The organism is Pseudomonas sp. Marseille-Q1929 (genome assembly GCF_017316265.1).
Taxonomy (GTDB): Bacteria; Pseudomonadota; Gammaproteobacteria; order Pseudomonadales; family Pseudomonadaceae; genus Aquipseudomonas.
Window position 1 is genome coordinate 37,863 of sequence record NZ_JAFLWU010000030.1, and the last position, 24,574, is coordinate 62,436.

Consider the following 24,574-nt stretch of genomic DNA (forward strand, 5'->3'; position numbering starts at 1 on the left):
TTTCCTGCTGCGCGGCGTTGCGTTTGAGAGCCTTGACAGGCTGGGCGCTACAGGCTTTCCAAAGTTTGTAACAGCACCCGCACCTTCGTCAGCGACTCCTGATACTCCGCCTCCCACTCCGAGTCCGCGACAATCCCGCCGCCGCCCCAGCAGCACACTTGCCCGTCCTTGACCAGCAAGCTGCGGATGGCGATGGAGCTGTCCATCTCGCCACGCACGTCGAGGTACACCAACGAGCCGCAGTACAAACCGCGCCTTGTAGGTTCAAGCTCGTCGATGATCTGCATCGCACGGATCTTCGGCGCGCCGGTGATGGAGCCGCCGGGGAAGCTGCCGGCGATCAGGTCGAGGGCATCCTTGTCGTCGGCCAGTGTGCCGATGACGCTACTGACCAGGTGGTGCACGTTGGGGTAGCTTTCCAGGCTGAACAGCTCCGGCACGCTGACCGAGCCGGTGCGGCAGGTGCGGCCGAGGTCGTTGCGCAGCAGGTCGACAATCATCAGGTTTTCCGCGCGGTCCTTGGGGCTGGCCAGCAGTTCGGCGGCGTTGGCGGCGTCTTCTTCTGGCGTCAGGCCACGGGGGCGGGTGCCTTTGATCGGGCGGGTTTCGACGCGGCGTTCGCTGATGTGCACGAAGCGCTCCGGCGACAGGCTCAGCACGGCGCCCGCATCGGGCAGGCTCTGGAACCCGGAGAAGGGCGTAGGGCAGGCTGCGCGCAGGGCGCAGTAAGCGACCCACGGGTCACCGCTGCACGGCGCGCGAAAGCGTTGGGCAAAGTTGACCTGGTAGCAGTCGCCGGCCTGGATATAATCCTGGATGCGCACGATGGCCTGGCGATAGGCCTCGGCGCTGAGGTCCGGGGCCATGGGGCCTTGGAGTTTGAAGGTGGCGGGCGTGTCGGTCATGCCGGTGCTGAACAGCGCAATCAAGCGTTGTCGCTCGCTGTCGGCCAGCGTGGGGTGGAATACAAGCTGGCTGGTCTGCGCCTGGTGATCGCTGATCAGCGCCCAGGCATACAGCCCGAAACGTGCGTCCGGCAGGTGCAGGTCGTCCACCGCGAGGTGCGGCATCTGCTCCAGGTGCCGGCCGAAGTCGTAGCTCAGGTAGCCGATCACACCGCCCGCAAACGGCAATATATAACCGGCTGGCAACGCTGCTTCACCTAGTTGCGTGAGGTTTTCCCGCAAGCGTTGCAGGAAATCACTACCGCTTTCGTCTGGTGAAACCGTCAGCGTGGCCTGTGGCCAAGCGCTAAGCAGGTCATAGCGCCCACGTTCGGCCGCCGGGCGGCCGCTGTCCAGCAGTACCGCGCCAGGCGCATGGCGAATCGCCGCGAAATACTCGGCGGGGTTGGCCCGGTAGGGCAGCGGGTGTACGGAGCAGGTTGGCATGCGTGGGATGGATCAGCCGTTGGCGTGGGGGAGGGGATTGTAGTCCGCCGAAGGGTTTGGTCCTAGAGTGAGGTTCAAATGTGGGAGCGGGCTTGCTCGCGAATGCGGTGGATCAGTTGAAACACCTGTGACTGACACACCGCATTCGCGAGCAAGCCCGCTCCCACACTAGATTAGTGTTTAGCCTTCAACCGGCGGAATATGCCCAAACATTTCCTGCACAAACTTCACCCGTTCTTCCGGGGTTTCCGTCACGCCAGCGGCCTTCAGTTCTTCCAGGCGCGCTTCCACCGCATGGGTGCGCAAGGTCAGGCCGCAGTCGTTGGCGATCTGGATATTCAGCCCCGGCCGCGCATTCAGTTCCAGGATCAACGGGCCTTTTTCCTGGTCGAGCACCATGTCCACGCCGATATAACCCAGCCCGCACAGCTCGTAGCAGCCGGCCGCGAGCTTCATGAAGCCGTCCCAGTTGGGCAGTTGCACGCCATCCACCGCGTTGGTGGTGTCGGGGTGTTTGGTGATGATGTTGTTCAGCCAGGTGCCCCGCAGGGTCAGGCCGGTGGCCAGGTCCACACCCACGCCGATGGCGCCCTGGTGCAGGTTGGCCTTGCCGCCGGACTGGCGGGTCGGCAAGCGCAACATGGCCATCACCGGGTAGCCCATCAGCACGATGATGCGGATATCCGGCACGCCTTCGTAGCTGATGCTCTTGAAGATCTGGTCGGGCACCACGCGGTATTCGATCAGCGCGCGGTCACGGTGGCCGCCCAGGGAATACAGGCCAGTGAGGATGCTGGAGATCTGATGCTCGATCTCCTCATGGCTGATGATCTTGCCCGACACCGTGCGATAGCGCCCCTCGAAGCGGTCCGCCACCACCAGGATGCCGTCGCCGCCGGCGCCCTGGGCTGGCTTGATCACAAAGTCGCTGCGCCCGCCGATGATCTCGTCGAGCTTGTCGATTTCCTTCTCGGTGGAGATCACCCCGTACATTTCCGGCACATGGATGCCAGCGGCGATCGCCCGTTCCTTGGTGATGATCTTGTCATCCACGATCGGGTACAGGCTGCGCTTGTTGTACTTGAGCACGTAGTCGGCGTTACGCCGGTTGATGCCCATGATTCCCCGCGCTTCCAGGGCCTTCCAGGTCTTCCAGAAACCGAACATTACTTATCAGCCTTCAAGAACGCCTTGAAACGCACCAGCTCGGTCAGGCGATAACCGCGATAACGACCCATGGCCAGCATGAAACCCACCAGGATCAGCAGGATCGCCGGGAAGGTAAACACGAAGTACACCAGCTCTGGCACGCTCATGATCAGGTGCGCCAGGGACGCAGCGAACAGCGTGCCAATCGCCACTTTCAGCGCATGGTTGGCGCCGCGTTCTTCCCAGGTGATCGACAGGCGTTCGATGGTCATGGTCAAAATCACCATCGGGAACAGCGCCACCGACAAGCCTCGCTCCAGGCCGAGCTTGTGGCTGAACAGGCTGATGGCCGCAATCAACACAACCACAAAGGTCAGCACCACCGACAGCCTCGGCAGCATCTGCAACTTCAGGTGTTCCAGGTATGAGCGCAAGGACAACCCCAGCGCCGTAATAATCGTAAACAGCACAATCCCGAAGCCCAGCTGCGTCTCGCGGAACGCCAGGGCGATCAGCACCGGGGTAAACGTGCCCAGGGTTTGCAGGCCGATCAGGTTGCGCAGGATCAGGATCACCAACACGCCAATCGGGATCATCACCATGATCATGAAGGTCTGCTGGGTTTGCAGCGGCAGGCCGTACAGCGAGTATTCGAGGAAGTTGGCGTCGGTGTTCTCGTCGGTCAGCTTGGCCAGGCGAATCGCGTTCATCTCGCTGTTGTTCAGGCTGAAGGTCACCATGGCTTTCTTGCCGCCATCCACCGTGATCAGGTTTTCATCGCCGGTCCACCACAGCAGGCGGTCGGCGGGCAGGCCTTGTTCGCCGGTTTCCGGGTTGAAGTACAGCCAGTCATTGCCATTGAAGCTGCGCAGCCACAGCTCCGGGGTTTGCGGCTGGTCGGCGACGAGGCGGATGGTGTGGACTTTTTCCACCGGCACGTGGGCGATGGACAGCAGCAACTCGACGATCTTGGCCTTGTGCGGCGTCGACGGGTCGCCCGCCAGCAGCAACTTGACGTTGTCGTCGTTGAGGTTGTTGGTGCGCTTGATCGCTTCGGTAATAAAGGTCTCGACGTCGGCGGAGTGCTGGCGGATCGGCGCCAGCAGGGCTTCGGCGGCGATTTTCTCCGGGCCTTCCACGGCGATGCTGTCGCGGAAAGTCGGGCCTTTGACCTTGACCTTTTCGCCGCTGTAACGCTTGGTCAGCACCAGGCGGTAATACAGGGTCTGGTTGCCCTTGGCGCGGCGCGCCGACCAGGTGACCTTGCGGTTGCCATCGATGCGGTTGACGCTGACCCCGTAGTTGTTCGAGATAAAACTCTCGTTGAGGCTCACAAAGTCGCGGCTCAGCGGCGGCACGAACATCTGGATCTTCACCGGGTCTTTCGGGTTGGCGACGAACTCGACCTTGGCGTCGATGTTCCACAAGTCGTCAGTGGCGTCCTCGGTGACGGGGATCCCCAGCACAAAGATCTGGTAGGCGGTGACCGAAATACCCAGTACCACCAGGATGGTGATCAGGATTTTCAGGTGCAGGGTCAGAGAGCGCATTCGGTTTACTCGGCGGTATGAGCGTCGGTGGCGCAGGCGGGTTTGCCTGCTGCGTATTTAAGACTGGGGTCGACCAGCGCATCAAAGCGTTTCAGCGCTTCGGAGCCGATCAGTAGCGGGTATTGGAAGGTGCTGCGGTCAGTCAAGTTCACTTCGATGCTGCGTAAAGCAGTGCCCATGCACACATCGAGGGCAATCACCGGACGAGCGGTGTAGTTCTTGCCTTCATCGGGATCGTAGTCACCGGCGCGGCGCTTGATCTTGCTGACGCGGGCCAGGGGCAATTCGATGGGGTGGGAATGGGCGGTGTCGATGGCCAGGTAGAAGCGCACCCAGGATTCGCCGTTGCGCTTGAAACGCTTGATATCGCGGGCGCTGAGGGAGGCGGTCTTGGCGCCGGTGTCGAGTTTGGCAGCGACTTCAAGGTCGATGCCCGCCAGCTTGGCGTATTCGTTGAGGCCATACACGGTTTTTTCGGCGGCAACGCCAAGGCCCGGTACAAGCAGCAGGCTGATCAATAGAAGGAAGGGCTTGAGTGTCATAAATCCCGAGGCGGTGCAGTGCGATGTTGAGTTCAAGGCGACTGGCATTACTGCGCAAACTCCCTCGTGCGCCGTTTCATCAGGTGATGTCAGGCAAAAGCGGCGGGCATTCTAACATGATGCTTTTTTGGCGCCAGCGCTGGCAGGCGGCCATGCCCCGTTGGAATGCAGAAGGGGTTATTAGACGATTGTCGACAATGTGCATTTATTCTTTGACTATCCAGGGCTGATTGGCTAGTTTTTGCCACATTGCTTTTAAAGGTGTCGACAATATGCTGGATCAAGCGGAAGCCGCGGTGGCGACAACGGACGAGTCCCAGACCATGTCCGAGAACGTCTTCCGTCGTATCCAGGCCGCCATCGTCAAGGGCGAGATCGCCCCTGGCAGCAAGATCTCCGAGCCGGAACTGGCGCGCACCTACGGCATCAGCCGTGGCCCGCTGCGCGAGGCGATCCACCGCCTGGAAGGCCAGCGCCTGCTGGTGCGCGTGCCGCACGTTGGCGCACGGGTGGTGTCGCTGAGCCACGCCGAGCTGATCGAACTCTATGAAATCCGCGAGTCCCTCGAAGGCATGGCTTGCCGCCTGGCCGCCGAGCGCATGACCGACGCCGAGATCGAAGAGCTGCGCCAGGTGCTGCACACCCACGAACGCGACGAAGCGTTCCAGGCCGGCGTCGGCTATTACCAGCAGGAAGGCGATTTCGACTTTCACTACCGGATCATCCAGGGCGCCGGCAACCGCACCCTCACGCAAATGCTCTGCGGCGAGCTGTATCAGCTGGTGCGCATGTACCGCATCCAGTTCTCCGCCACCCCCAATCGTCCACGCCAGGCCTTTGCCGAGCACCACCGCATTCTGGACGCGATTGCCGATCGCGACGGTGAACTGGCCGAACTGTTGATGCGTCGCCACATCGGCGCATCCAAACGCAACATCGCCCGTCACTTCCCCGACGGCGCAGCCCAATCACGAGGTGAATGATGAGTTCCAATAATAAGAGCACCCCAGGCCAGCGTTTCCGTGACGCCGTCGCCAGTGAGCACCCGTTGCAGGTGGTGGGCGCGATCAACGCCAACCATGCGCTGCTGGCCAAGCGCGCGGGCTTCAAGGCGATCTACCTGTCGGGTGGCGGTGTTGCTGCTGGCTCCCTCGGCGTGCCGGACCTGGGCATCACCGGCCTGGATGACGTGCTCACCGACGTGCGCCGCATCACCGACGTCTGCGACCTGCCGCTGCTGGTGGACGTGGACACCGGCTTCGGTTCCTCGGCGTTCAACGTCGCGCGCACCGTCAAGTCGATGATCAAGTTTGGCGCGGCCGCGATCCATATCGAAGACCAGGTCGGCGCCAAGCGCTGTGGCCATCGCCCGAACAAGGAAATCGTGTCCCAGCAGGAAATGGTCGACCGCATCAAGGCCGCCGTGGATGCGCGCACCGATGACAGCTTCGTGATCATGGCACGCACCGACGCCCTCGCTGTCGAAGGCCTGGAGTCTGCCCTTGAGCGCGCCGCCGCCTGCATCGAAGCCGGCGCCGACATGGTCTTCCCCGAAGCCATCACCGAGCTGGAGATGTACAAGCTGTTCGCTGCCCGGGTGAAAGCGCCGATCCTGGCCAACATCACCGAGTTCGGCGCCACGCCGCTGTACACCACCGAACAATTGAAAGCGGCCGATGTTTCCATCGTGCTGTACCCGCTCTCGGCGTTCCGCGCGATGAACAAGGCCGCCGAGAACGTCTACACCGCGATCCGCCGCGACGGCACCCAACAGAACGTGATCGACACCATGCAAACCCGCATGGAGCTTTACGATCGCATCGACTACCACACCTTCGAGCAGAAGCTCGACGCGTTGTTTGCTGCCAAGAAGTAACAAACGCGCCTCCTTATAAATACAAGATTGGAGAACAGACATGGCTGAAGCAAAAGTACTGAGTGGGGCCGGCCTGCGTGGCCAGGTGGCCGGGCAGACCGCACTGTCCACCGTGGGCCAGGCCGGTGCCGGCTTGACCTATCGCGGCTACGACGTGCGCGAACTGGCCGCCGATGCGCAGTTCGAAGAAGTCGCCTACCTGCTGCTGTACGGCGAATTGCCGAGCAAGGCCGAACTGGCTGCCTACAGCGCCAAGCTGAGCACGCTGCGCGACCTGCCCCAGGCCCTGAAGGAAGTGCTGGAACGCATCCCCGCCGACGCCCACCCGATGGACGTGATGCGCACCGGCTGCTCGTTCCTCGGCAACATCGAACCGGAAAAAGACTTCAGCGCCCAGCACGACGTGACCGACCGCCTGCTCGCCGCGTTCCCGGCGATCATGTGCTACTGGTACCGCTTCAGCCACGACGGTCAGCGCATCGACTGCGTGACCGACGAGCCCAGCATCGGCGGGCACTTCCTGCACCTGCTGCACGGTAAAAAGCCGAGCGAGTTGCACGTCAAGGTGATGAACGTGTCGCTGATCCTCTACGCCGAGCATGAATTCAACGCCTCGACCTTCACCGCCCGCGTGTGCGCCTCGACCCTGTCGGATTTGTACTCCTGCGTCACCGCCGCCATCGGCTCCCTGCGCGGCCCGCTGCATGGCGGCGCCAACGAAGCGGCGATGGAAATGATCGAGCGTTTCAGCTCGGCCGAAGACGCCGTCGAAGGCACCCTCGGCATGCTGGCGCGCAAGGACAAGATCATGGGCTTCGGCCACGCGATCTACAAAGACAACGACCCGCGCAACGAAGTGATCAAGGGCTGGGCGAAAAAACTTGCCGACGAAGTGGGTGACAAGGTGCTGTTCCCGGTCTCCGAAGCCATTGACAAGACCATGTGGGAACAGAAGAAACTGTTCCCCAACGCCGACTTCTACCATGCCTCGGCGTACCACTTCATGGGCATCCCGACCAAGCTGTTCACGCCGATCTTTGTGTGTTCGCGCCTGACCGGCTGGGCGGCACACGTGTTCGAGCAACGCGCCAACAACCGCATCATCCGTCCAAGCGCCGAGTACATCGGCGTTGAGCAGCGCAAGTTCGTGGCAATCGAACGTCGCTGAGTGGGATGAACCGAGCACACCGGCCACTGTGCTTTTCTGTGGGAGCTGGGCCGGTGTGGGCAGTTCGCCCTGTGAACCTACCGTGACCGAGTCCTGACGATGAACACTGAATTTCGCAAACCGCTCCCCGGCAGCCGCCTGGATTTCTTCGACGCCCGTGCGGCGGTCGAGGCCATCACCCCCGGCGCCTACGCCACGTTGCCGTACACCTCCCGTGTACTCGCCGAGAACCTGGTGCGCCGTTGCGACCCGGCGACCCTCAATGCGTCCCTGAGCCAGTTGATCGAGCGCAAGCGCGACCTCGACTTCCCGTGGTTCCCGGCCCGTGTGGTGTGCCATGACATCCTCGGCCAGACCGCCCTGGTCGACCTCGCCGGCCTGCGTGATGCCATCGCCCTGCAAGGTGGCGACCCGGCGCAGGTCAACCCGGTGGTGCCGACCCAGCTGATTGTCGACCACTCCCTGGCCGTCGAAGCCGGTGGTTTCGACCCGGACGCCTTCGAGAAAAACCGCGCCATCGAAGACCGCCGCAACGAAGACCGTTTCCACTTTATCGAGTGGACCAAAAAGGCCTTCAAGAACGTCGACGTGATCCCGCCGGGCAACGGCATCATGCACCAGATCAACCTGGAGAAAATGTCCCCGGTGATCCAGGTGCGCGACGGCGTGGCCTTCCCGGATACCTGCGTCGGCACCGACAGTCACACGCCGCATGTGGATGCGCTGGGCGTGATCGCCATCGGCGTCGGCGGCCTTGAAGCCGAGAGCGTGATGCTCGGCCGCGCCTCGTGGATGCGCCTGCCGGAAAGCGTCGGCGTGGAACTGACGGGCAAGCTGCAACCGGGCATCACCGCCACCGACATGGTGCTGGCGCTGACCGAGTTCCTGCGTAAACAGAAAGTGGTTGGCGCGTGGCTGGAGTTCTTCGGCGAAGGCGCCTCGGCGCTGACCCTGGGCGACCGTGCAACCATCTCCAACATGGCACCGGAATATGGCGCGACGGCGGCGATGTTCTATATCGACCAGCAAACCATCGCCTACCTGAAACTCACCGGCCGTGAAGACGAACAGGTCACCCTGGTCGAGCAATACGCCCGCCACACCGGCCTGTGGGCCGATGACCTCAAGGGCGCGCAATACGAGCGCGGCCTCACGTTTGACCTGTCTAGCGTCGTGCGCAACATGGCTGGCCCGAGCAACCCCCACGCCCGCGTGGCCACCAGCGATTTGGCAGCCAAAGGCATCAGTGGCCAGTGGGACGACGTGCCGGGGCAAATGCCCGACGGCGCGGTGATCATCGCAGCCATCACCAGTTGCACCAACACCAGCAACCCGCGCAACGTGATTGCCGCCGGCCTGTTGGCACGCAATGCGAACAAGCTGGGGCTGGCGCGCAAGCCGTGGGTCAAATCGTCGTTGGCGCCGGGTTCGAAAACTGTGGCGATGTACCTCGAAGACGCAGGCCTGGACCATGAGTTGGAGAAACTCGGTTTCGGCGTGGTGGCGTTTGCCTGCACCACGTGCAACGGCATGTCCGGCGCACTCGATCCGGTGATCCAGCAAGAGATCATCGACCGCGACCTGTACGCCACCGCTGTGCTGTCGGGCAACCGCAACTTCGACGGGCGCATTCACCCGTACGCCAAGCAGGCCTTCCTCGCGTCGCCGCCGTTGGTGGTGGCGTACGCGATTGCCGGCACCATCCGCTTCGACATCGAAAAAGACGTGCTCGGTCTCGACGCCAACGGTAAGGAAATTCGCCTGCAAGACATCTGGCCGAGCGACGAAGAAATCGACGCGGTGGTCAAGGCGTCGGTCAAGCCGGAGCAGTTCCGCGCAGTTTACATTCCGATGTTCGCGATCCACGAAGACACGGGCCCGAAAGTCGCGCCGCTGTACGACTGGCGTCCGCAAAGCACCTATATCCGCCGCCCACCCTACTGGGAAGGCGCGCTGGCCGGGGCTCGTCCGCTCAAGGGCATGCGCCCGCTGGCGGTGCTGCCGGACAACATCACCACGGACCATCTGTCGCCGTCCAACGCGATCATGCTCGACAGCGCCGCCGGCGAATACCTGGCGAAAATGGGCTTGCCGGAAGTCGACTTCAACTCCTACGCGACTCACAGGGGCGACCACCTGACCGCGCAGCGCGCCACCTTTGCCAACCCGAAGCTGTTCAACGAAATGGTGATGGAAAACGGCAAGGTCAAGCAGGGTTCCCTGGCGCGGATCGAGCCTGAAGGCCAGGTCACGCGGATGTGGGAAGCCATCGAAACCTATATGGAACGCAAGCAACCGCTGATCATCATCGCCGGCGCTGACTACGGCCAGGGCTCGTCCCGCGACTGGGCGGCCAAGGGCGTACGCCTGGCCGGTGTGGAAGCGATTGCCGCCGAAGGTTTCGAGCGCATCCACCGCACCAACCTGGTGGGCATGGGCGTGTTGCCCCTGGAATTCCTGCCGGGCACCGACCGCAACACCTTGCAGATCGACGGCAGTGAAACCTATGACGTGATCGGCGCGCGCACCCCGCGTGCGACGCTGACCCTGGTGATCAACCGCAAGAATGGCGAACGTGTCGAAGTGCCGGTGACCTGCCGCCTGGACACCGCCGAAGAAGTGTCGATCTACGAGGCGGGCGGCGTGTTGCAACGTTTTGCCCAGGACTTCCTGGAATCGGCGGCGACGGCCTGAGGGGTAACCATGGCACACGTAGCGCAAATCAAGATCCCCGCCACCTATATGCGTGGCGGCACCAGCAAGGGCGTGTTTTTCAGCCTCACCGACCTGCCCGTGGCGGCGCAGGTGCCGGGGGCGGCGCGGGATGCCCTGCTGCTGCGGGTGATCGGCAGCCCCGACCCCTACGACAAGCAGATCGACGGCATGGGCGGCGCCACGTCCAGCACCAGCAAGACGGTAATCCTCGCCAAAAGTACCCGCGCCGATCATGACGTGGACTACCTGTTCGGCCAGGTGTCCATCGACAAACCGTTTGTGGATTGGAGTGGCAATTGCGGCAACCTGTCGGCAGCGGTGGGTTCGTTTGCCGTCAGCGCGGGGCTGGTCGCCCCGTCCCGCGTGCCCCACAACGGTGTGGCCGTGGTGCGGGTGTGGCAGGCCAATATCGGCAAGACCATCATCGCCCACGTGCCGATCACCGAGGGCGCGGTGCAGGAAACCGGCGACTTTGAGCTGGACGGCGTGACCTTTCCGGCCGCTGAAGTGCAGTTGGAGTTCATGGACCCGGCCGCAGAAGAAGAGGGCGGCGGTGGTTCGATGTTCCCCACCGGCAATCTGGTGGATGACCTCGAAGTACCCGGCGTCGGCACCTTCAAGGCGACGCTGATCAACGCCGGCATTCCGACCATCTTCATCAACGCCGAAGACCTCGGCTACACCGGCACCGAGTTGCAAGGCGCGATTAACAGCGACCCCAAGGCCCTGGCGATGTTCGAAACCGTGCGCGCCTACGGCGCGCTGCGCATGGGCCTGATCAAACACCTGGACGAAGCCGCCCAGCGCCAGCACACGCCGAAAGTCGCGTTTGTCGCCAAGCCTGCGGACTACGTGGCCTCCAGCGGCAAGGCGATCAAGGCCGCTGATGTGGATCTGCTGGTGCGCGCGCTGTCCATGGGCAAGCTGCACCACGCAATGATGGGCACGGCGGCGGTGGCGATCGGCACGGCGGCGGCGATTTCCGGGACCTTGGTCAACCTGGCTGCGGGGGGTGTGGAGCGTAATGCGGTGCGCTTCGGGCATCCGTCCGGCACGTTGCGGGTGGGTGCCGAGGCCAGTGAAGTCAACGGGGAGTGGGTGGTGAAGAAGGCCATCATGAGCCGCAGTGCGCGGGTGTTGATGGAGGGCTTTGTGCGCATTCCCGGTGATGCCTTTTAGCGACTTGCACCGACCCAATGTGGGAGCGGGCTTGTGTGGGAGCGGGCTTGCTCGCGAAGGCGTTGGGTCAGTGAAATATGTGTCGACTGAAACACCGCTTTCGCGAGCAAGCCCGCTCCCACACAAGCCCGCTCCCACAGGGGATCTCTATTCCAAGGCTGGCAACCAGACCGGCCAAAACCCGATTAACCGTGAGCCCGAGGACTAACCCCAACCCATTCTTGGAGTACTGCCATGAGCGCCAACGTCGACCAGAACAACCGCCCCGACTACGACCAGGTCTTGCAGGACATCGCCGACTACGTCCTCAACTACCGGATCGATTCCCCGGCCGCACTGGACACCGCCCGCAACTGCCTGATGGACACCCTGGGTTGCGGCCTGCTGGCCCTGCGTTTTCCCGAATGCACCAAGCACCTGGGGCCGATTGTCGAAGGCACGGTGGTACCGTTTGGCGCACGCGTGCCGGGCACTTCATTCCGGCTCGATCCGGTCAAGGCCGCGTGGGACATCGGCTGCATCGTGCGCTGGCTCGACTACAACGACACCTGGCTCGCCGCCGAGTGGGGCCACCCTTCGGATAACCTCGGCGGCATCCTCGCCGTGGCCGATCACCTCTCGCAAAAACGCGTGGCCAATGGCGACGCGCCGCTGACCGTGCGCGCAGTGCTGGAGGCGATGATCATGGCCCACGAGATCCAGGGTGTGATTGCCCTGGAAAACGCCTTCAACCGTGTCGGCCTCGACCATGTGTTGCTGGTGAAAGTCGCCTCCACCGCCGTGACCGCCAAGCTGATGGGCGCCAACCGCGAGCAACTGCTGGCGGCCTTGTCCCATGCCTTTGTCGATGGCCAGGCGCTGCGCACTTACCGCCATGCGCCGAATGCCGGCTCGCGCAAATCGTGGGCGGCGGGGGATGCATCGAGTCGTGGCGTGCGCCTGGCCGACATCGCCTTGCGTGGCGAGATGGGCATCCCCGGCGTCTTGAGCGCGCCGCAATGGGGTTTCTACGACGTGCTGTTCAGCCACACCAACAAGGACCTGGCCCTCAAGCCCGAGGGCGCGCGCGCCTTCAGCCTGCCCCAGCCCTACGGCACCTATGTGATGGAAAACGTGCTGTTCAAGATCAGCTTTCCCGCCGAATTCCACGCGCAAACCGCCTGCGAAGCCGCCGTGACCTTGCACCCGTTGGTCAAGGATCGCCTGCACGAAATCGAGCGCATCGTGATCACCACCCATGAATCGGCGATTCGCATCATTTCCAAGGTCGGCCAACTGGCCAACGCCGCTGACCGCGACCACTGCCTGCAATACATGACCGCCGTGCCGCTGGCGTTCGGCAATTTGGTGGCCGAGCAGTACGAGGATGAATTCCACGCCGCCCATCCGATCATCGATGAGCTGCGGGACAAGATGGTCATCGTTGAAGACCCGCGCTACAGCCGCGAATACCTGGAGGCGGACAAGCGCTCGATCGCCAATGCGGTGCAGGTATTTTTCAAGGATGGCTCCAGCACCGAGCAGGTGGCGGTGGAGTACCCGATTGGCCATCGGCGCCGTCGGGTGGAGGGTATTCCGTTGCTGGAAGACAAGTTCAAGGCCAACTTGGCCACGCGATTTACCGCGCAGCGCAGCGGGGAGATTTTTGCGTTGTGCAAGGACCAGGCGAAGCTTGAGGCCACGCCGGTGAACCGCTTTGTGGATCTATGGGTGATTTGAGCGCGCTGTGCAGCGGCCAGGTGTGAAATCGAAAAACCTGGCTGCTCGCGCTTCCTACAGATGTGGAACCGTTTTCGGATAAATGCCAATCAGGTAGTCAGGCGGCCCGTTGTTACAGGTCGCCTTGCAAGTACTCCCCGAATAAACCCACGAATCCGAAAGGTACTTCAATGACTCATATAACGACCCTGGCGTACACACCTCAATGCGCCAGCTTTGAAATGTCACCTCTCCCCACGCCCATCCGGTACGAAGACAGCGCCCAAGCCTTCTCCAGGCCCGGAGCAGGGGCAGGTTCAGCGCTGTCGATCACAATGCAACAGCGCGGGCCGTTTGCAGCCCATGCACACTTGGTAAACCCTGCGCAACCTCCCCATCTCACTCGATTGAATGAGAGCGCAAGGCCCCTTGAAGGCAGCGTGATGCGGGACACAGCTGACCCATTCGTCATCGATCTCGGTTCTGAGCCAATCACCCCGCCGCCACGCACACGCTTGAGTGTGTTGAACGACGGTTTCACGCGCGTTGAAGACAGCATGATGCGGGACAAAGTTGACCAATTTGTCGCGGGTCTCGGTTCTGAGCCAATCAGCCCGCCGTCACGCACACGCTTGAGTGTGATGAATGACGGTTTCACGCGCGTTGAAGACAGCATGATGCGGGACAGAGTTGACCAATTTGTCGCGGGTCTCAGTTCTTAACCAAACAGCCCAACACCTTTCGTTTGGCCGGGTTCATTCAAGGTGTTGGGCTTACATGCTGCCTTCAACGTCTTCCAGGCTGAACGTTTCGGTATGGTCGTCATACGAAAAAATCTCTGCATACCGCCCCCAGGCCACCACGCTTTCCAGGGTTTTTTCGACGAAGGCTTCGGTCATCGAGTCTTCCAGCTCCTGCTCGAAACGCACCCGTGGCGCGCGGTGCCCGCTGCGTTCGAGCAGCACCTGGTGAATGCGCGCGGCCAACGGTACGTGCTGGATCAGGTGCTCGGCGAACAAGGTCTTGCGCTCCTGGGTGCCATAGTCGGCAAACAACCTGCCGGCGTCGGTGAGGGTGATATCGGCGCCCTTGAGTTCGGCGAAGCCCAGATGCTCCAGCATTTCGGCCACGGGGAACAGGTCGTCGACTTCCAGCAGGCGCCGCTCGGCCACGGTAGGCAAACCGGCGTGGCCGTTGTAGGGCTCGGCGGCGAGGGTTTCGATCAGGCCGGCCATCAGGTTGGTGGAGACTTCCGGCAGCAGGCTGCTCATTTTCAACTCGGGCTTGCCGGCGCTGGCATCGGCGCTGCGCCGGTCGGTCATCAACGCGTAGATGTCATCGACCATTTGCCGGAAGGTCGGGTCCAGGCGGTTGCGTGGGTGGGCAAACGGCACCTTGATCTCCGCGACCACACGGCCGGGGTTGGAAGACAGCACCAGGATGCGGTCGCACATCAGCACCGCTTCTTCGATGTTGTGGGTCACGATCAGGATCGATTTGATCGGTAACTGCTTGCCGCTCCACAGGTCCAGCAAGTCGGTGCGCAGGGTTTCGGCGGTGAGCACGTCGAGGGCGGAGAAGGGTTCGTCCATCAGCAGCAGGGTCGGGTTGACCACCAGGCCACGGGCAAACCCGACACGCTGGCGCATGCCGCCGGACAGCTCGCGGGGGTAGGCGTTTTCAAAACCGTCCAGGCCGATCAGGTCGATGGCGGCCAGGGCGCGCCGGCGGGTTTCCTTGCGTTCGACCTGCAAGGCTTGCAGGCCCGCTTCGACGTTTTCCAGCACGGTCAGCCAGGGGAACAGGGCGAAGGTCTGGAACACCATGGCCACGCCCTCGGCCGGGCCGGTCAGCGGCACGCCGTGGTAGTGCACCTCGCCCGACGACGGCTGGATCAGCCCGGCAATGATGCGCAGCAGGGTCGATTTGCCGGAGCCGGAGCCGGAGCGGCCGAGCATGCCGACGATCTCGCCTTCGTGCAGGCTCAGGTCGACGCCGCTGAGCACTTGCAGCTCCTCTTTGCCTTTGCCGAACACCCGGTTCACGTTTTTCAGCGAATAGATTTGCGGGGTGTCGGCGCTGTGTTCGGTAGTGGTGGTCATCTGGGTGAATCCCCTCAATTCAGACGCAGTTTGTTTTCCGCCAGGGCGTACATCGGGCGCCAGACCGCGCGGTTGAAGGCCACCACAAAGATCGACATCACCACCACGCCCAGGGCGATCTTCGGGAAATCGCCGGCAGCGGTGGTTTGTGCGATGTAGGCGCCGAGGCCGTGGGCGACCACGTTGTCCTGGCCCCAGGACACGTACTCGGAGACGATGCTGGCGTTCCATGCGCCGCCCGAGGCGGTAATTGCGCCGGTTACGTAGTAGGGGAAAATCCCCGGCAACATCACCTTGCGCCACCACAACCAGCCGCGAATGCGAAAGTTGGCGGCGGCTTCCTTGTAGTCATTGGGAAACGCGCTGGCACCGGCCACCACGTTGAACAGGATGTACCACTGGGTGCCGAGCACGATCAGTGGGCTGAGCCAGATGTCCGGGTTGAGGTGGTAGTGCAGGATCACGATGACAAACACCGGGAACAGCAGGTTCGCCGGGAAGGCCGCGAGGAACTGCGCCACGGGCTGGATCTTTTGCGCCAAGCGCGGACGCAGGCCGATCATCACCCCCAGCGGCACCCAGATCAGCGAGGCAATCAGGATCAAGCCCGTCACGCGCAGCAGGGTGATCAAGCCGAGCACGAACACATGGCCGACCTCGGCAAAGGTCACTTCGGTGCCGACGTACATCACGATGTGGTACAGCGCGTAGGCAGTCAGCACGGCAATCAACGAACCCCACACCCAATCGATCACCTTGGATGCCGCCGGCGATTCGCTTGGCAACGCCTTGAACACACCGCCGCCGAGGCTGAAGCGTTTGTTGCCGATGCGGCTGATGGCGCGGGTGATCGGGCGCAGGATGCGCTGGACCATGCGCGTGCGCTGGATCAGGTTGAGCACCCAGGATTGCGGCGCGGCGCCCTGGGCGGCGGTGGTTTCCATGCGGAATTTGTCGGCCCAGGCCACCAGCGGGCGGAACAGGAACTGGTCGTAGATCAGGATCACCGCGAGCATCGCCAGGATCACGTAGCCCACGGCATGCAGGTCTTTCTGCGCGATGGCCAGGGCCAGGTACGAACCCACGCCGGGCAAGGTGATGGTCTTGTCGCCGACGGTGATGGCTTCGGAAGCGACCACGAAAAACCAGCCGCCGGACATGCTCATCATCATGTTCCACACCAGGCCGGGCATGGCGAAGGGCACGTCGAGCTTCCAGAAACGTTGCCAGCCCGACAGCCGCAGGTTGGTGGACACTTCCACCAGGTCATGGGGCAGCATGCGCAGCGACTGGTAAAAGCTGAACGTCATGTTCCAGGCCTGGCTGGTGAAGATCGCAAAGATCGCCGCGAACTCGGCGCCGAGCACGCGGCCGGGAAACAGCAGCAGGAAGAAGGTTACCGTAAACGAGATGTAACCGAGCACCGGCACCGATTGCAGGATGTCGAGCACCGGCACCAGGAGTTTTTCGGCGCGCCGGCTTTTTGCCGCCAGGGTGCCGTAGAGGAAGGTGAAGACCAGCGCCGCCACCATCGCCGCGAGCATGCGCAGGGTGGTGCGTATGGCATATTCCGGCAGGTTGGCCGGGTCGAGGGAGATGACCTCGCTCTGCAACGTGTCGATGGGTGCCCAGGTTTCCCGTGCGGTGATGGAAAAAAACAGCAGAAAGCCGATCACCAGCGGCAGGGCGACCAGGTCCCAGCGATTGGGCAGCAAGCGCAAGGTGGAGGCTGGTATGTAGTGACGGAGCACTTTATTCATAGGCAGTCATTCCTGCTGCGTTCAGGTTCAGGGGCGGCGATGGGGTGAGCTTAGCTTTTGTACGAAAGACCCTCCGAGAATGGGCGGGCGCGCTTTCTCGGAGATTCAAGTAGCCGCGCATCAGGACGATGGCTGCTGGTGGGATGATACGTTTCTGAATGTTACAAGCGGATAAATTTCCTGTCAGTTCGCTGTACGAAAAGCGGCTGGGGCATTGGCGTCCCAGCCGCTTGAGGGTTATTCAAAACGCAGGATGACGCGGCGGTTGTGCTTGCTCTTCTTCTCGATCTTTTCGCAGAACACCCGGCCGATTTCCTCGGTGTTGATCACATGGGTGCCGCCGCACGGCTGGATATCCACCCCGGCAATCTCGATGATGCGCACCGAGCCTTGCACCACCGGCGGCGCCACCGCCTGGGTGCGGGTGATTTGCAGCAGGGTCGAATACTCCGAGGCGGGCATCGACAGGGCCTTCACCGTGTGGGCCTGGGCGATCAGCGCATTGAGGTCGCGGGTGATGCTGTCCTTGTCGAGGGTCATTTCCGGCAGGTCGAAATCCAGGCGACCTTTGTCGGCGCTGATGCTGCAACCGGTCACGGGGGCGTCGATGATCGAGCACAACAGGTGCAGGCAGGTGTGCATCTTCATGTGCTGGTAACGCCGTTCCCAATCGAGGCCGGCGTCAACCTGCACGCCGGAGGTCAGTTGTTCAGGGCAGTGTTCCACCTGGTGCCAGATGATCGAGCGCAGCACCGGGTCGCGCACGGTGCCGACGACCTCGACCCGCGTGCCATCGGCCAGGGTGAAGTGGCCGGTGTCGCCCGGCTGTCCGCCGCCCGTGGGGTAGAACAGCGTGTGCTCCAGGGCGATGCCGTGTTCGCTGACGGCGATGACCCGTGCGCTGAACGCGTTCTGGTAGGGCGCGCTGTCGAACAGCGCCAGGGTTTCCATGGTATGCACGGACATGTTCAACCTCCGACGTTCAAAGGGCTGGTTTGCAACAGGTGACGCACCATTGCACTCAAGCCAGGGGGGGACAGCAGGGTGATTTCAAACTCCGGGCCGCAGACCTTCAGGTTCAGTGGCAGGCGCGGCAGGTGGCTATCGGCTTCAATGCGGTGCAGGCGAAATTGCAGGTGGTGACGCTCTTTCACCGTCGGTTCCAGCATCAGGCCCTGCAAGGGGTGAAAGTCGGCGTCCAGCACCGTGACCTTGTGGTTGGCGTTGATTTCGCCGACCACGTGCAGACGCTCGTCGAGGGCGAAGGCGCCCAGGTAATTGCTGTGCTCGGACTCGTCGTTTTTTTGCAATTGCACCTGATTGACCACCTTGACCTTGGTGCCCGCCGGCACGTCTTGGGTGATCACGCAGGACGGACTGATAAACACGTTGTCGCCGATCAGCACATAGCCCAGCACGCGCGCGCCGGAGCCGACTTCGACATTGTTGCCCAGGCGCGGGTGGCGCTTGCCGTCCGGGTTGTTGGCGATGCCACGGGCACCGAGGGTCACGCCGCAGAGGATGTAGCAGTCGTTGCCGATCTCGCAGGTTTCGCCGATCACCGTGCCGTAGCCGTGGTCCAGCACAAAGCGCCGGCCGATACGCGCGGCCGGGTGGATCTCGGCGCCGGAGAGGATCTTGCCCTGGTTGCTGAGCTTGAGGGCAATGCGCGAGAACACACCGTTGACCTGGTCGGGGAAGTTCCACACCAGGTGTGCCAGGCGGTAGAACAGCACCGCCTTGAACGAGGCGTAGGACTCCAGGATCAGTTCACCGCGGCCACGCGACGCCGGGTCACGGTAGGCGTAGGCGATCAAGTCCTCGGCCACGGCCTGGGCGGCGTTCTGCACCAATGGCGCCAGGTGCGGTTCCAGCTGCTTCATCTGCGTCGGCGTCAGGGTTTTGATGAGGTGCGTGAGCAGCTCATCGTGCAGCTGTTGCATGTCAATAAAGCCCCCCATGGAGGCACCCCCGCATTCTGGATGGTTGGGAAACCGCTTATTCGAAACTGGGCAGGTAGCTGTCGGCATTGTCGTAGACCATGGTCAGTACCACTGTTTCGGTGGGCAACTCCGGGGCGAGCTTGGCAATGGCCACCATGTTGGCGGCCGAGGACAGGCCCAGGCTGATGGCATCCGTGCGCATGATGCGTTTCATCATGTCGATGCACTCCTGGCGCGACACCTTGAGCATGCCGTCCAGCACATCCAGGTTGAGGATGCTGGGGATCAGGCCGATCGACAGGCCCTGGATATGGTGCGGCGCGTGCTGGTTTTTCAGCAGGTCGCACTCTTCCGGCTCCACGCCCATGACGCGCAGCTCCGGCCAGGCGGCCTTGAGGGTTTCGCCGATGCCGGTGATGTGGCCACCGGTGCCGATGCCGCTGACGAAGTAGTCCACGCGCCGCTCACCAAAGGCGCGCAGGATTTCGGGTGCGGTGGTGTCGCGGTGGGTTTGCGGGTTGGCGCCATTGCGTTGCTGGTTGAGCATCACGTAGCTGGGGTTTTCCAGTTGCAGTTCCAGGCACTTTTCGCCGTGGGAATTGTTGCCCAGGCGGCTGTCCGACAGCACTACCTTGGCGCCGTAGAGGCGCAGCAGCTTCTGCTTTTCGGGGCTGTAGTTGTCGGGGATCACCAGCACCACTTTGTAGCCCAGCACGTTGCCCGCCATCACCAGGCCAATGCCGGTGTTGCCGCCGCTGGGCTCGATGATGGTTTGCCCGGCGTCACGGATCAGCACGCCACGGCGCTCGGCATCGAGGATCATGCCCAGGGCGATGCGCGCCTTGTGGCTGCCGCCGGGGTTGAGGGATTCGAGCTTGGCGTAGACCTCGATGCCGAGGTCTTCGGAAAACTGCGCCAGGCGCACAATCGGCGTATGGCCGATGACGTCGAGAATGGAGTTATGCAGCATCAGTCAGCCCCCCCGGCTCAATACAAAGGCATGTCGGGTTCGACGTCGCGCACCCAATGCTTCATGCCGCCCTGCAACACTTTGGTGTTGGCGAAGCCGGCCGCCAGCAGGGTGGTGGCCGCTTGCTCGGCGCGGGTGCCGGCATAACAGATCAGGTAGTGGGTGTTGTCACGGCTGAGGCTGTCGAGTTGCCCGTCCAGCTCGGCGAGGGGGATGTGCACCACGCCTGGCAATTTGCACACTTCCAGCTCGCTGGCGTCGCGCACGTCCAGCAGTACGTCGGCGCTGCGCGGGTGCTCGAGCAGTTGCTTGAGCACGCGTGGCTTGATGTAGCGCTCTGCGGCCAGCGATGGCGTGCCGGGCACGGCGTCGGCACAGACCGCCGGTGCCTGGGTTGCGCTGTGGCGCAGGTCCGAGCAGCACGGGCAGTCGGCGCGGCGCTTGAAGCGGATCTCGCTGAATTTCATCGCCAGCGCATCGAAGCGCATCAGGCGGCCGGACAAGGGTTCGCCGATGCCGATCAGCAACTTGATCGCCTCGGTGGCCTGGATCATCCCGACCACGCCAGGCAGCACGCCGATGACCCCGCCGGCGCTGCAATTGGGCGCCAGTTCAGCGGGCGGCGCCTGGGGAAACAGGCAGCGGTAGCACGGCCCGCCTTTATAGTTGAGCACGCTGATCTGCCCGTCGAAACGGTAGATGGCGCCGTACACCAAGGGTTTGCCCAGCTGGACGCAGGCTTCGTTGACCCGGTAGCGGGTGTCGAAATTGTCGGTGCCGTCGATCACCAGGTCGTAGGCGCCCACCAGCTCCAGGGCGTTGTCGGCATTCAGGGCGGTGTCGTGGGCGTTGATCTGGATATGGCGGTTGAGGTCTTGCAGGCGCTGCTTGGCGGATTCGACCTTGGGCATGCCCAATGTGCTGTTGCCGTGGACGATCTGGCGTTGCAGGTTGCTGCTTTCCACCACGTCGAAATCCACCAGGCCCAGGGTGCCGATGCCGGCTGCCGCCAGGTAGAGGCTGATGGGCGAGCCCAGGCCACCAGTGCCGATGATCAGCACCTTGGCTTTCTTCAGGTTCAACTGGCCTTCGCGGCCGACGCCCGGCAGGGTGATATGGCGCACGTAGCGTTGCACTTCTTCATTGCTCAACGTCTCGACATCCATGCCGCCGGACGTGGCGAGCAACACTTCGATCCGGGCTTTCCCAGGGAGTGGATCGTCGGCGCCGATCAGCTCTTCCTCGGCAGTAAACAGGAAGTGTTCCTTGAGCTGGTTGTTCTTTTCGTGGAACAGATGCGGGCGCAATTGCGGGTGGCTGTTGCAGAGGTTTTCAATGACTTCGCGCAATGTCGATCCGGTGCCCTCAAGGGTCGATTCTGGCAGCTTGGCCACGCGAACCAGAATGTCGGGGAAAGAGACAGCGTTCATGGACAACTCCGTGTGCAGGTCGTTGAAAGGGTTAAGGGCGAAATGCTTGCCATCCCAGGCAAACAGCTTTGAACACAGGGCCTGGCCCTGGCGAACATCGACCACCAGGTAGCTCACGGGGAAGATCGGTTCGCCCATGAACAGCGCTTTGTCCTGGTCTTCGTCACTGAAGTAGGCGCCGACGTCGGGGTGGGAGTGGTAGATCACCACCACCGGGTTGTCGCTGCGAAACGCCTTGTTCAGTAGCAGGGTGTCGGCCACCGAGAAGGTGTAGCCGTTGGCGGCGGTGCGCGGGTAGATCTCGGGGTTCTTGCGGTGCAGCTCGTTCTGGATATTGCTGCCCAGGTGCACACTGCCGTCGGCGAAGACGAAACCACAGCATTCCTCGGGATAGCTGCGGCTGGCGTGGGCGTAGATCTGTTCCAGGGCTTTTGGGCGGAGGACGTCCATGTTTCTCTCGCGTCTGTTGAAAGTCATTTTTTCTTGGCCAGGAGTTTTTCAACCGGCAACTTGGTGATCGCAAAACCGGCCAGCAGGATGGCCGAATACAGCATCAGGTCGCGGGAAATTGCCACGCCTTCGTACCAGGCGCCGATGATCACCGCGAACACCGGGAAGATGATGAATACGAACGACAGGATGATCGGGCTCAGGCGCTTGAGCAGCATGAAGTACACGATAAAGCCGCCGACCGAGGCGACCAGGCCGAGGTAGAACAGCGCACTCCAGGAGCGCAGGGTGATGCTGTCGAAGCTGGGGGTTTCAAACCACAGCCCGGCCACGAACAGCATCAGCCCGGCAATGCCGATGGGCAGGGTGTTGTAGGTGATCACGCTGATGGCGCTGCCTTTTTGCTTGGTAATGACGTAGCACAAGGCATGCATGATCGCGGCGGTCAGAATCGCCAGCACCCCGAAGAACTCGGCGTGGTCCAGGTGCAGTCCCTGGCTCTTGATGATCATGTAGAGGCTGCCGAAACCGATACCGATGCCGACCACCTGGGAGAAGTAGATGCGCTCGCGCAGGAACAGCGCGGAGAAAATCAGGATGAACACCGGCATGCAGCTGAACAGCAGGGCGGTCAGGCCGGACGACACATGCATCTCGCCGTAGTTGAGCAGGTAATAGGGAACGCTGAAGTAGGAAAGGGTCACGAACACAAAGAACCAGCGGCTTTCCCGGGGGAACAGGATCGGTTCGCGGCGCACCATGGCAAAACACAGGAACAGCGGGAAGGCGATCAGGAAGCGCAGGCCCGCGGACGTCAGTGGTGGCACGCTCTCCACGGCGATCTTGATCCCCAGCCAGGTGGTGCCCCAGCTCAGGCACACGATGAGAAACATCAGGCTGGTGACCAGGCCGGCCAACCACTGTTTCTGGGATTTGGTTTTTTCAGCGTTTTCGAGAACGGCGGACATTGGCATCGTTTATTGCTTCCCTGAGCCGGAATTGAACTCTATATTGAACTTGTAATGAGTGATTAAATTCGGCGATTGAACCCGTAAAAGCACACTATTAGGGCGAAAGATGGCTGTCAAAACAAATATTGACATGGTGTCAATTATGCGTGAAGGGTTGTCCAGCGGGCAGGGCGTGAAGTACAAGCGCCTGTCCGATGTCATGGAACGGGGCATCCTTGAAGGGCTGATTGAACCAGGACGAAAGCTACCGCCCCATCGGGTGCTTTCCGACAATCTTGGGGTGACCATCGGCACCATCAGCCGGGCCTACGGCGAACTGGAACGCCTGGGGTTGGTCGTGGCACGGGTGGGTGACGGCACTTTCGTTCGCAAGCGTGGGATGGAACGCCAGCGTGATGAAGGCTTTCGCAACTTCAGCGAAGAGCCGCGCCAATACTTCGACATGAGCCGCAATATGCATATCCCCGGGCAGGAGACGACTTTCCTCGCCCAGAGCCTGCAAACCTTGGCGACCAGCGCCAAGTTCCTCCAGGACATCAGCGCGTACACGCCGGATGCCGGCCTGCCGCGTTACCGCGAGGCCGGCGCGCAGTGGCTGGTGCAGCGTGACTTTCATCCGATTCCCGAGCAGGTCATCTGCGTCAACGGCGGCCAGCATGGTTTGCTTTGCGCAATGATGGCGTTGCTGCGCGCTGGCGATACGGTGGTCACCGAACAATTGACGTACCCGGGGTTGATCACCGCAGCCCGCATGCTTGGCGTGCGCTTGATCGGCCTGGAGATGGACGAGGAGGGCGTGCTGCCGGGGGCCTTGGATGAAGTCTGTCGTAACCACCGGGTTTCGGCGTTGTATTGCACGCCGACCATTCAGAACCCGACGACGGCGGTCCTGTCGATTTCGCGCCGGGAAGCATTGGCCAGGGTTTGTCGGGAACACAACCTGCTGATTCTCGAAGACGAGGCCCACGGCGTCTTGGTGGAAGATCGCCCGCCGCCCCTCAGCTATTTCGCGCCCGAACGTACGATCTTGATCAGCAGCCTGAGCAAGGCGGTGTCTGCGGGGCTGCGGGTGGGGTATGTGCATGCGCCGCCGGCGCTGGTCAGCCGTATTTCGGCGGCGCTGCGCTCAACCTGCTGGATGGCGACGCCGGTCACGCTGGAACTGGCGACGCAGTGGATCGAAAACGGCACTGCGGAGTACCTGTTGCGTCAGCAGATCCACGAGATTAGCCGCCGCAAAAACCTGGTCGAGGGCTTGTTGGCCGGGCTTGAGTACCGCACGCACCTCAACAGCCCGCACTTCTGGATCGAAGTCCCGGAACCCTGGCGCGCGTCGGAAATCGAGGCGGAGCTTAAGCAGAATAATTACCTGATCGCCACGGCCGAGGCGTTTGCCGTAGGGCAGACGGCGGTGCCGCAGTTTATTCGGGCGAGTGTGTGCAATACATCGGGGGATGATCAGCTGTTGTTGGCGGGGTTTGATGCGTTGGCGACGGCGCTGGGGCAGGGTGGGGGGCGGTTTCAGCTGTAGGCAGGGTGACCGCGTTATCGTTCATCGCAGGCAAGCTGAACTGGCCTAATGAATTTGGACACATCAATAGGGCGCTATGATGGCGCCCAAACCTGAGGTGTGCAGATGATGCGAAAGTCCTATTCCAGCGAGTTCAAACTCAACGCCGT

18 protein-coding genes are annotated in these 24,574 nt (G+C 62.2%); 7 read left to right on the top strand and 11 right to left on the bottom strand.

All coding sequences use genetic code 11. The features are described 5' to 3' along the window. Positions 1–47: 47 nt before the first annotated feature. From pabB to J1G37_RS24605, 4 genes are all read right to left on the bottom strand, one after another. Complete coding sequence (gene pabB, locus J1G37_RS24590) at positions 48–1,391, bottom strand: aminodeoxychorismate synthase component I (RefSeq protein WP_207045928.1); 1,344 nt, start codon at positions 1,389–1,391, stop codon at positions 48–50. A 180-nt stretch (positions 1,392–1,571) separates the two neighbouring features. Continuing rightward, a complete protein-coding gene (locus J1G37_RS24595) occupies positions 1,572–2,558 on the bottom strand; it encodes an alpha-L-glutamate ligase-like protein (protein WP_027603666.1) in 987 nt (328 codons plus the stop codon). Further along, on the bottom strand, positions 2,558–4,090 hold the full coding sequence (locus tag J1G37_RS24600) for an inactive transglutaminase family protein (RefSeq protein WP_124526668.1): 1,533 nt from the start codon (positions 4,088–4,090) through the stop codon (positions 2,558–2,560). The genes J1G37_RS24595 and J1G37_RS24600 overlap by 1 nt, the downstream gene beginning before the upstream one ends. Before the next feature lie 5 nt (positions 4,091–4,095). Beyond that, entirely contained in the window at positions 4,096–4,632 is a 537-nt protein-coding gene (locus J1G37_RS24605) for an ATP-dependent zinc protease (RefSeq protein ID WP_017739217.1), read from the bottom strand. A gap of 272 nt (positions 4,633–4,904) precedes the next feature. Here J1G37_RS24605 and J1G37_RS24610 point away from each other — a divergent pair, with 272 nt between their 5' ends. The 6 genes from J1G37_RS24610 (at position 4,905) to prpD (ending at position 13,289) form a co-directional block, all read left to right on the top strand. Then, positions 4,905–5,615 carry a GntR family transcriptional regulator gene (locus J1G37_RS24610; protein ID WP_207045930.1) on the top strand — a complete coding sequence of 237 codons (711 nt, stop codon included), beginning with the start codon at positions 4,905–4,907 and terminating at the stop codon, positions 5,613–5,615. Further along, the gene (gene prpB, locus J1G37_RS24615) at positions 5,615–6,508 is read left to right on the top strand and encodes a methylisocitrate lyase (RefSeq protein ID WP_017739215.1); all 894 of its coding nucleotides are present in this window, start codon (positions 5,615–5,617) and stop codon (positions 6,506–6,508) included. Before J1G37_RS24610 ends, prpB begins: the two co-directional genes overlap by 1 nt. Positions 6,509–6,548: 40 nt before the next feature. Beyond that, a complete protein-coding gene (gene prpC / locus J1G37_RS24620) occupies positions 6,549–7,676 on the top strand; it encodes a 2-methylcitrate synthase (RefSeq protein WP_207045931.1) in 1,128 nt (375 codons plus the stop codon). Between the two features lie 99 nt (positions 7,677–7,775). Beyond that, on the top strand, positions 7,776–10,370 hold the full coding sequence (gene acnD, locus J1G37_RS24625; protein ID WP_207045932.1) for a Fe/S-dependent 2-methylisocitrate dehydratase AcnD: 2,595 nt from the start codon (positions 7,776–7,778) through the stop codon (positions 10,368–10,370). A gap of 9 nt (positions 10,371–10,379) precedes the next feature. Further along, complete coding sequence (prpF, locus tag J1G37_RS24630) at positions 10,380–11,570, top strand: 2-methylaconitate cis-trans isomerase PrpF (protein WP_207045933.1); 1,191 nt, start codon at positions 10,380–10,382, stop codon at positions 11,568–11,570. Positions 11,571–11,804: 234 nt separating this feature from the next. Then, positions 11,805–13,289, top strand: a complete 1,485-nt coding sequence (gene prpD / locus J1G37_RS24635) for a 2-methylcitrate dehydratase (protein ID WP_207045934.1) — start codon at positions 11,805–11,807, stop codon at positions 13,287–13,289. A 752-nt stretch (positions 13,290–14,041) separates the two neighbouring features. On the opposite strand, the gene J1G37_RS24640 is transcribed toward prpD, so the two are convergent. The 7 genes from J1G37_RS24640 to J1G37_RS24670 all read right to left on the bottom strand — a co-directional run bounded on the left by J1G37_RS24640 (position 14,042) and on the right by J1G37_RS24670 (position 22,840). After that, entirely contained in the window at positions 14,042–15,370 is a 1,329-nt protein-coding gene (locus J1G37_RS24640; RefSeq protein ID WP_207045935.1) for a nitrate/sulfonate/bicarbonate ABC transporter ATP-binding protein, read from the bottom strand. 14 nt (positions 15,371–15,384) lie between these two features. Beyond that, complete coding sequence (locus J1G37_RS24645; RefSeq protein WP_207045936.1) at positions 15,385–17,130, bottom strand: ABC transporter permease subunit; 1,746 nt, start codon at positions 17,128–17,130, stop codon at positions 15,385–15,387. Between the two features lie 237 nt (positions 17,131–17,367). Next, entirely contained in the window at positions 17,368–18,096 is a 729-nt protein-coding gene (locus tag J1G37_RS24650; protein WP_124526660.1) for an alanyl-tRNA editing protein, read from the bottom strand. 2 nt (positions 18,097–18,098) lie between these two features. Beyond that, complete coding sequence (locus tag J1G37_RS24655) at positions 18,099–19,091, bottom strand: serine O-acetyltransferase (protein ID WP_207045937.1); 993 nt, start codon at positions 19,089–19,091, stop codon at positions 18,099–18,101. A 37-nt stretch (positions 19,092–19,128) separates the two neighbouring features. Next, positions 19,129–20,043, bottom strand: a complete 915-nt coding sequence (locus J1G37_RS24660) for a cysteine synthase family protein (protein ID WP_017739554.1) — start codon at positions 20,041–20,043, stop codon at positions 19,129–19,131. A gap of 17 nt (positions 20,044–20,060) precedes the next feature. After that, positions 20,061–21,923 carry a molybdopterin-synthase adenylyltransferase MoeB gene (gene moeB, locus J1G37_RS24665; protein ID WP_207045939.1) on the bottom strand — a complete coding sequence of 621 codons (1,863 nt, stop codon included), beginning with the start codon at positions 21,921–21,923 and terminating at the stop codon, positions 20,061–20,063. Between the two features lie 23 nt (positions 21,924–21,946). Next, on the bottom strand, positions 21,947–22,840 hold the full coding sequence (locus J1G37_RS24670) for an EamA family transporter (RefSeq protein WP_177325364.1): 894 nt from the start codon (positions 22,838–22,840) through the stop codon (positions 21,947–21,949). Positions 22,841–23,000: 160 nt separating this feature from the next. On the opposite strand from J1G37_RS24670, the gene J1G37_RS24675 reads away from it, so the two are divergent. Next, positions 23,001–24,425, top strand: coding sequence for a PLP-dependent aminotransferase family protein (locus tag J1G37_RS24675; protein ID WP_207045941.1), 1,425 nt, complete (start codon positions 23,001–23,003; stop codon positions 24,423–24,425). Positions 24,426–24,574: the final 149 nt, after the last annotated feature.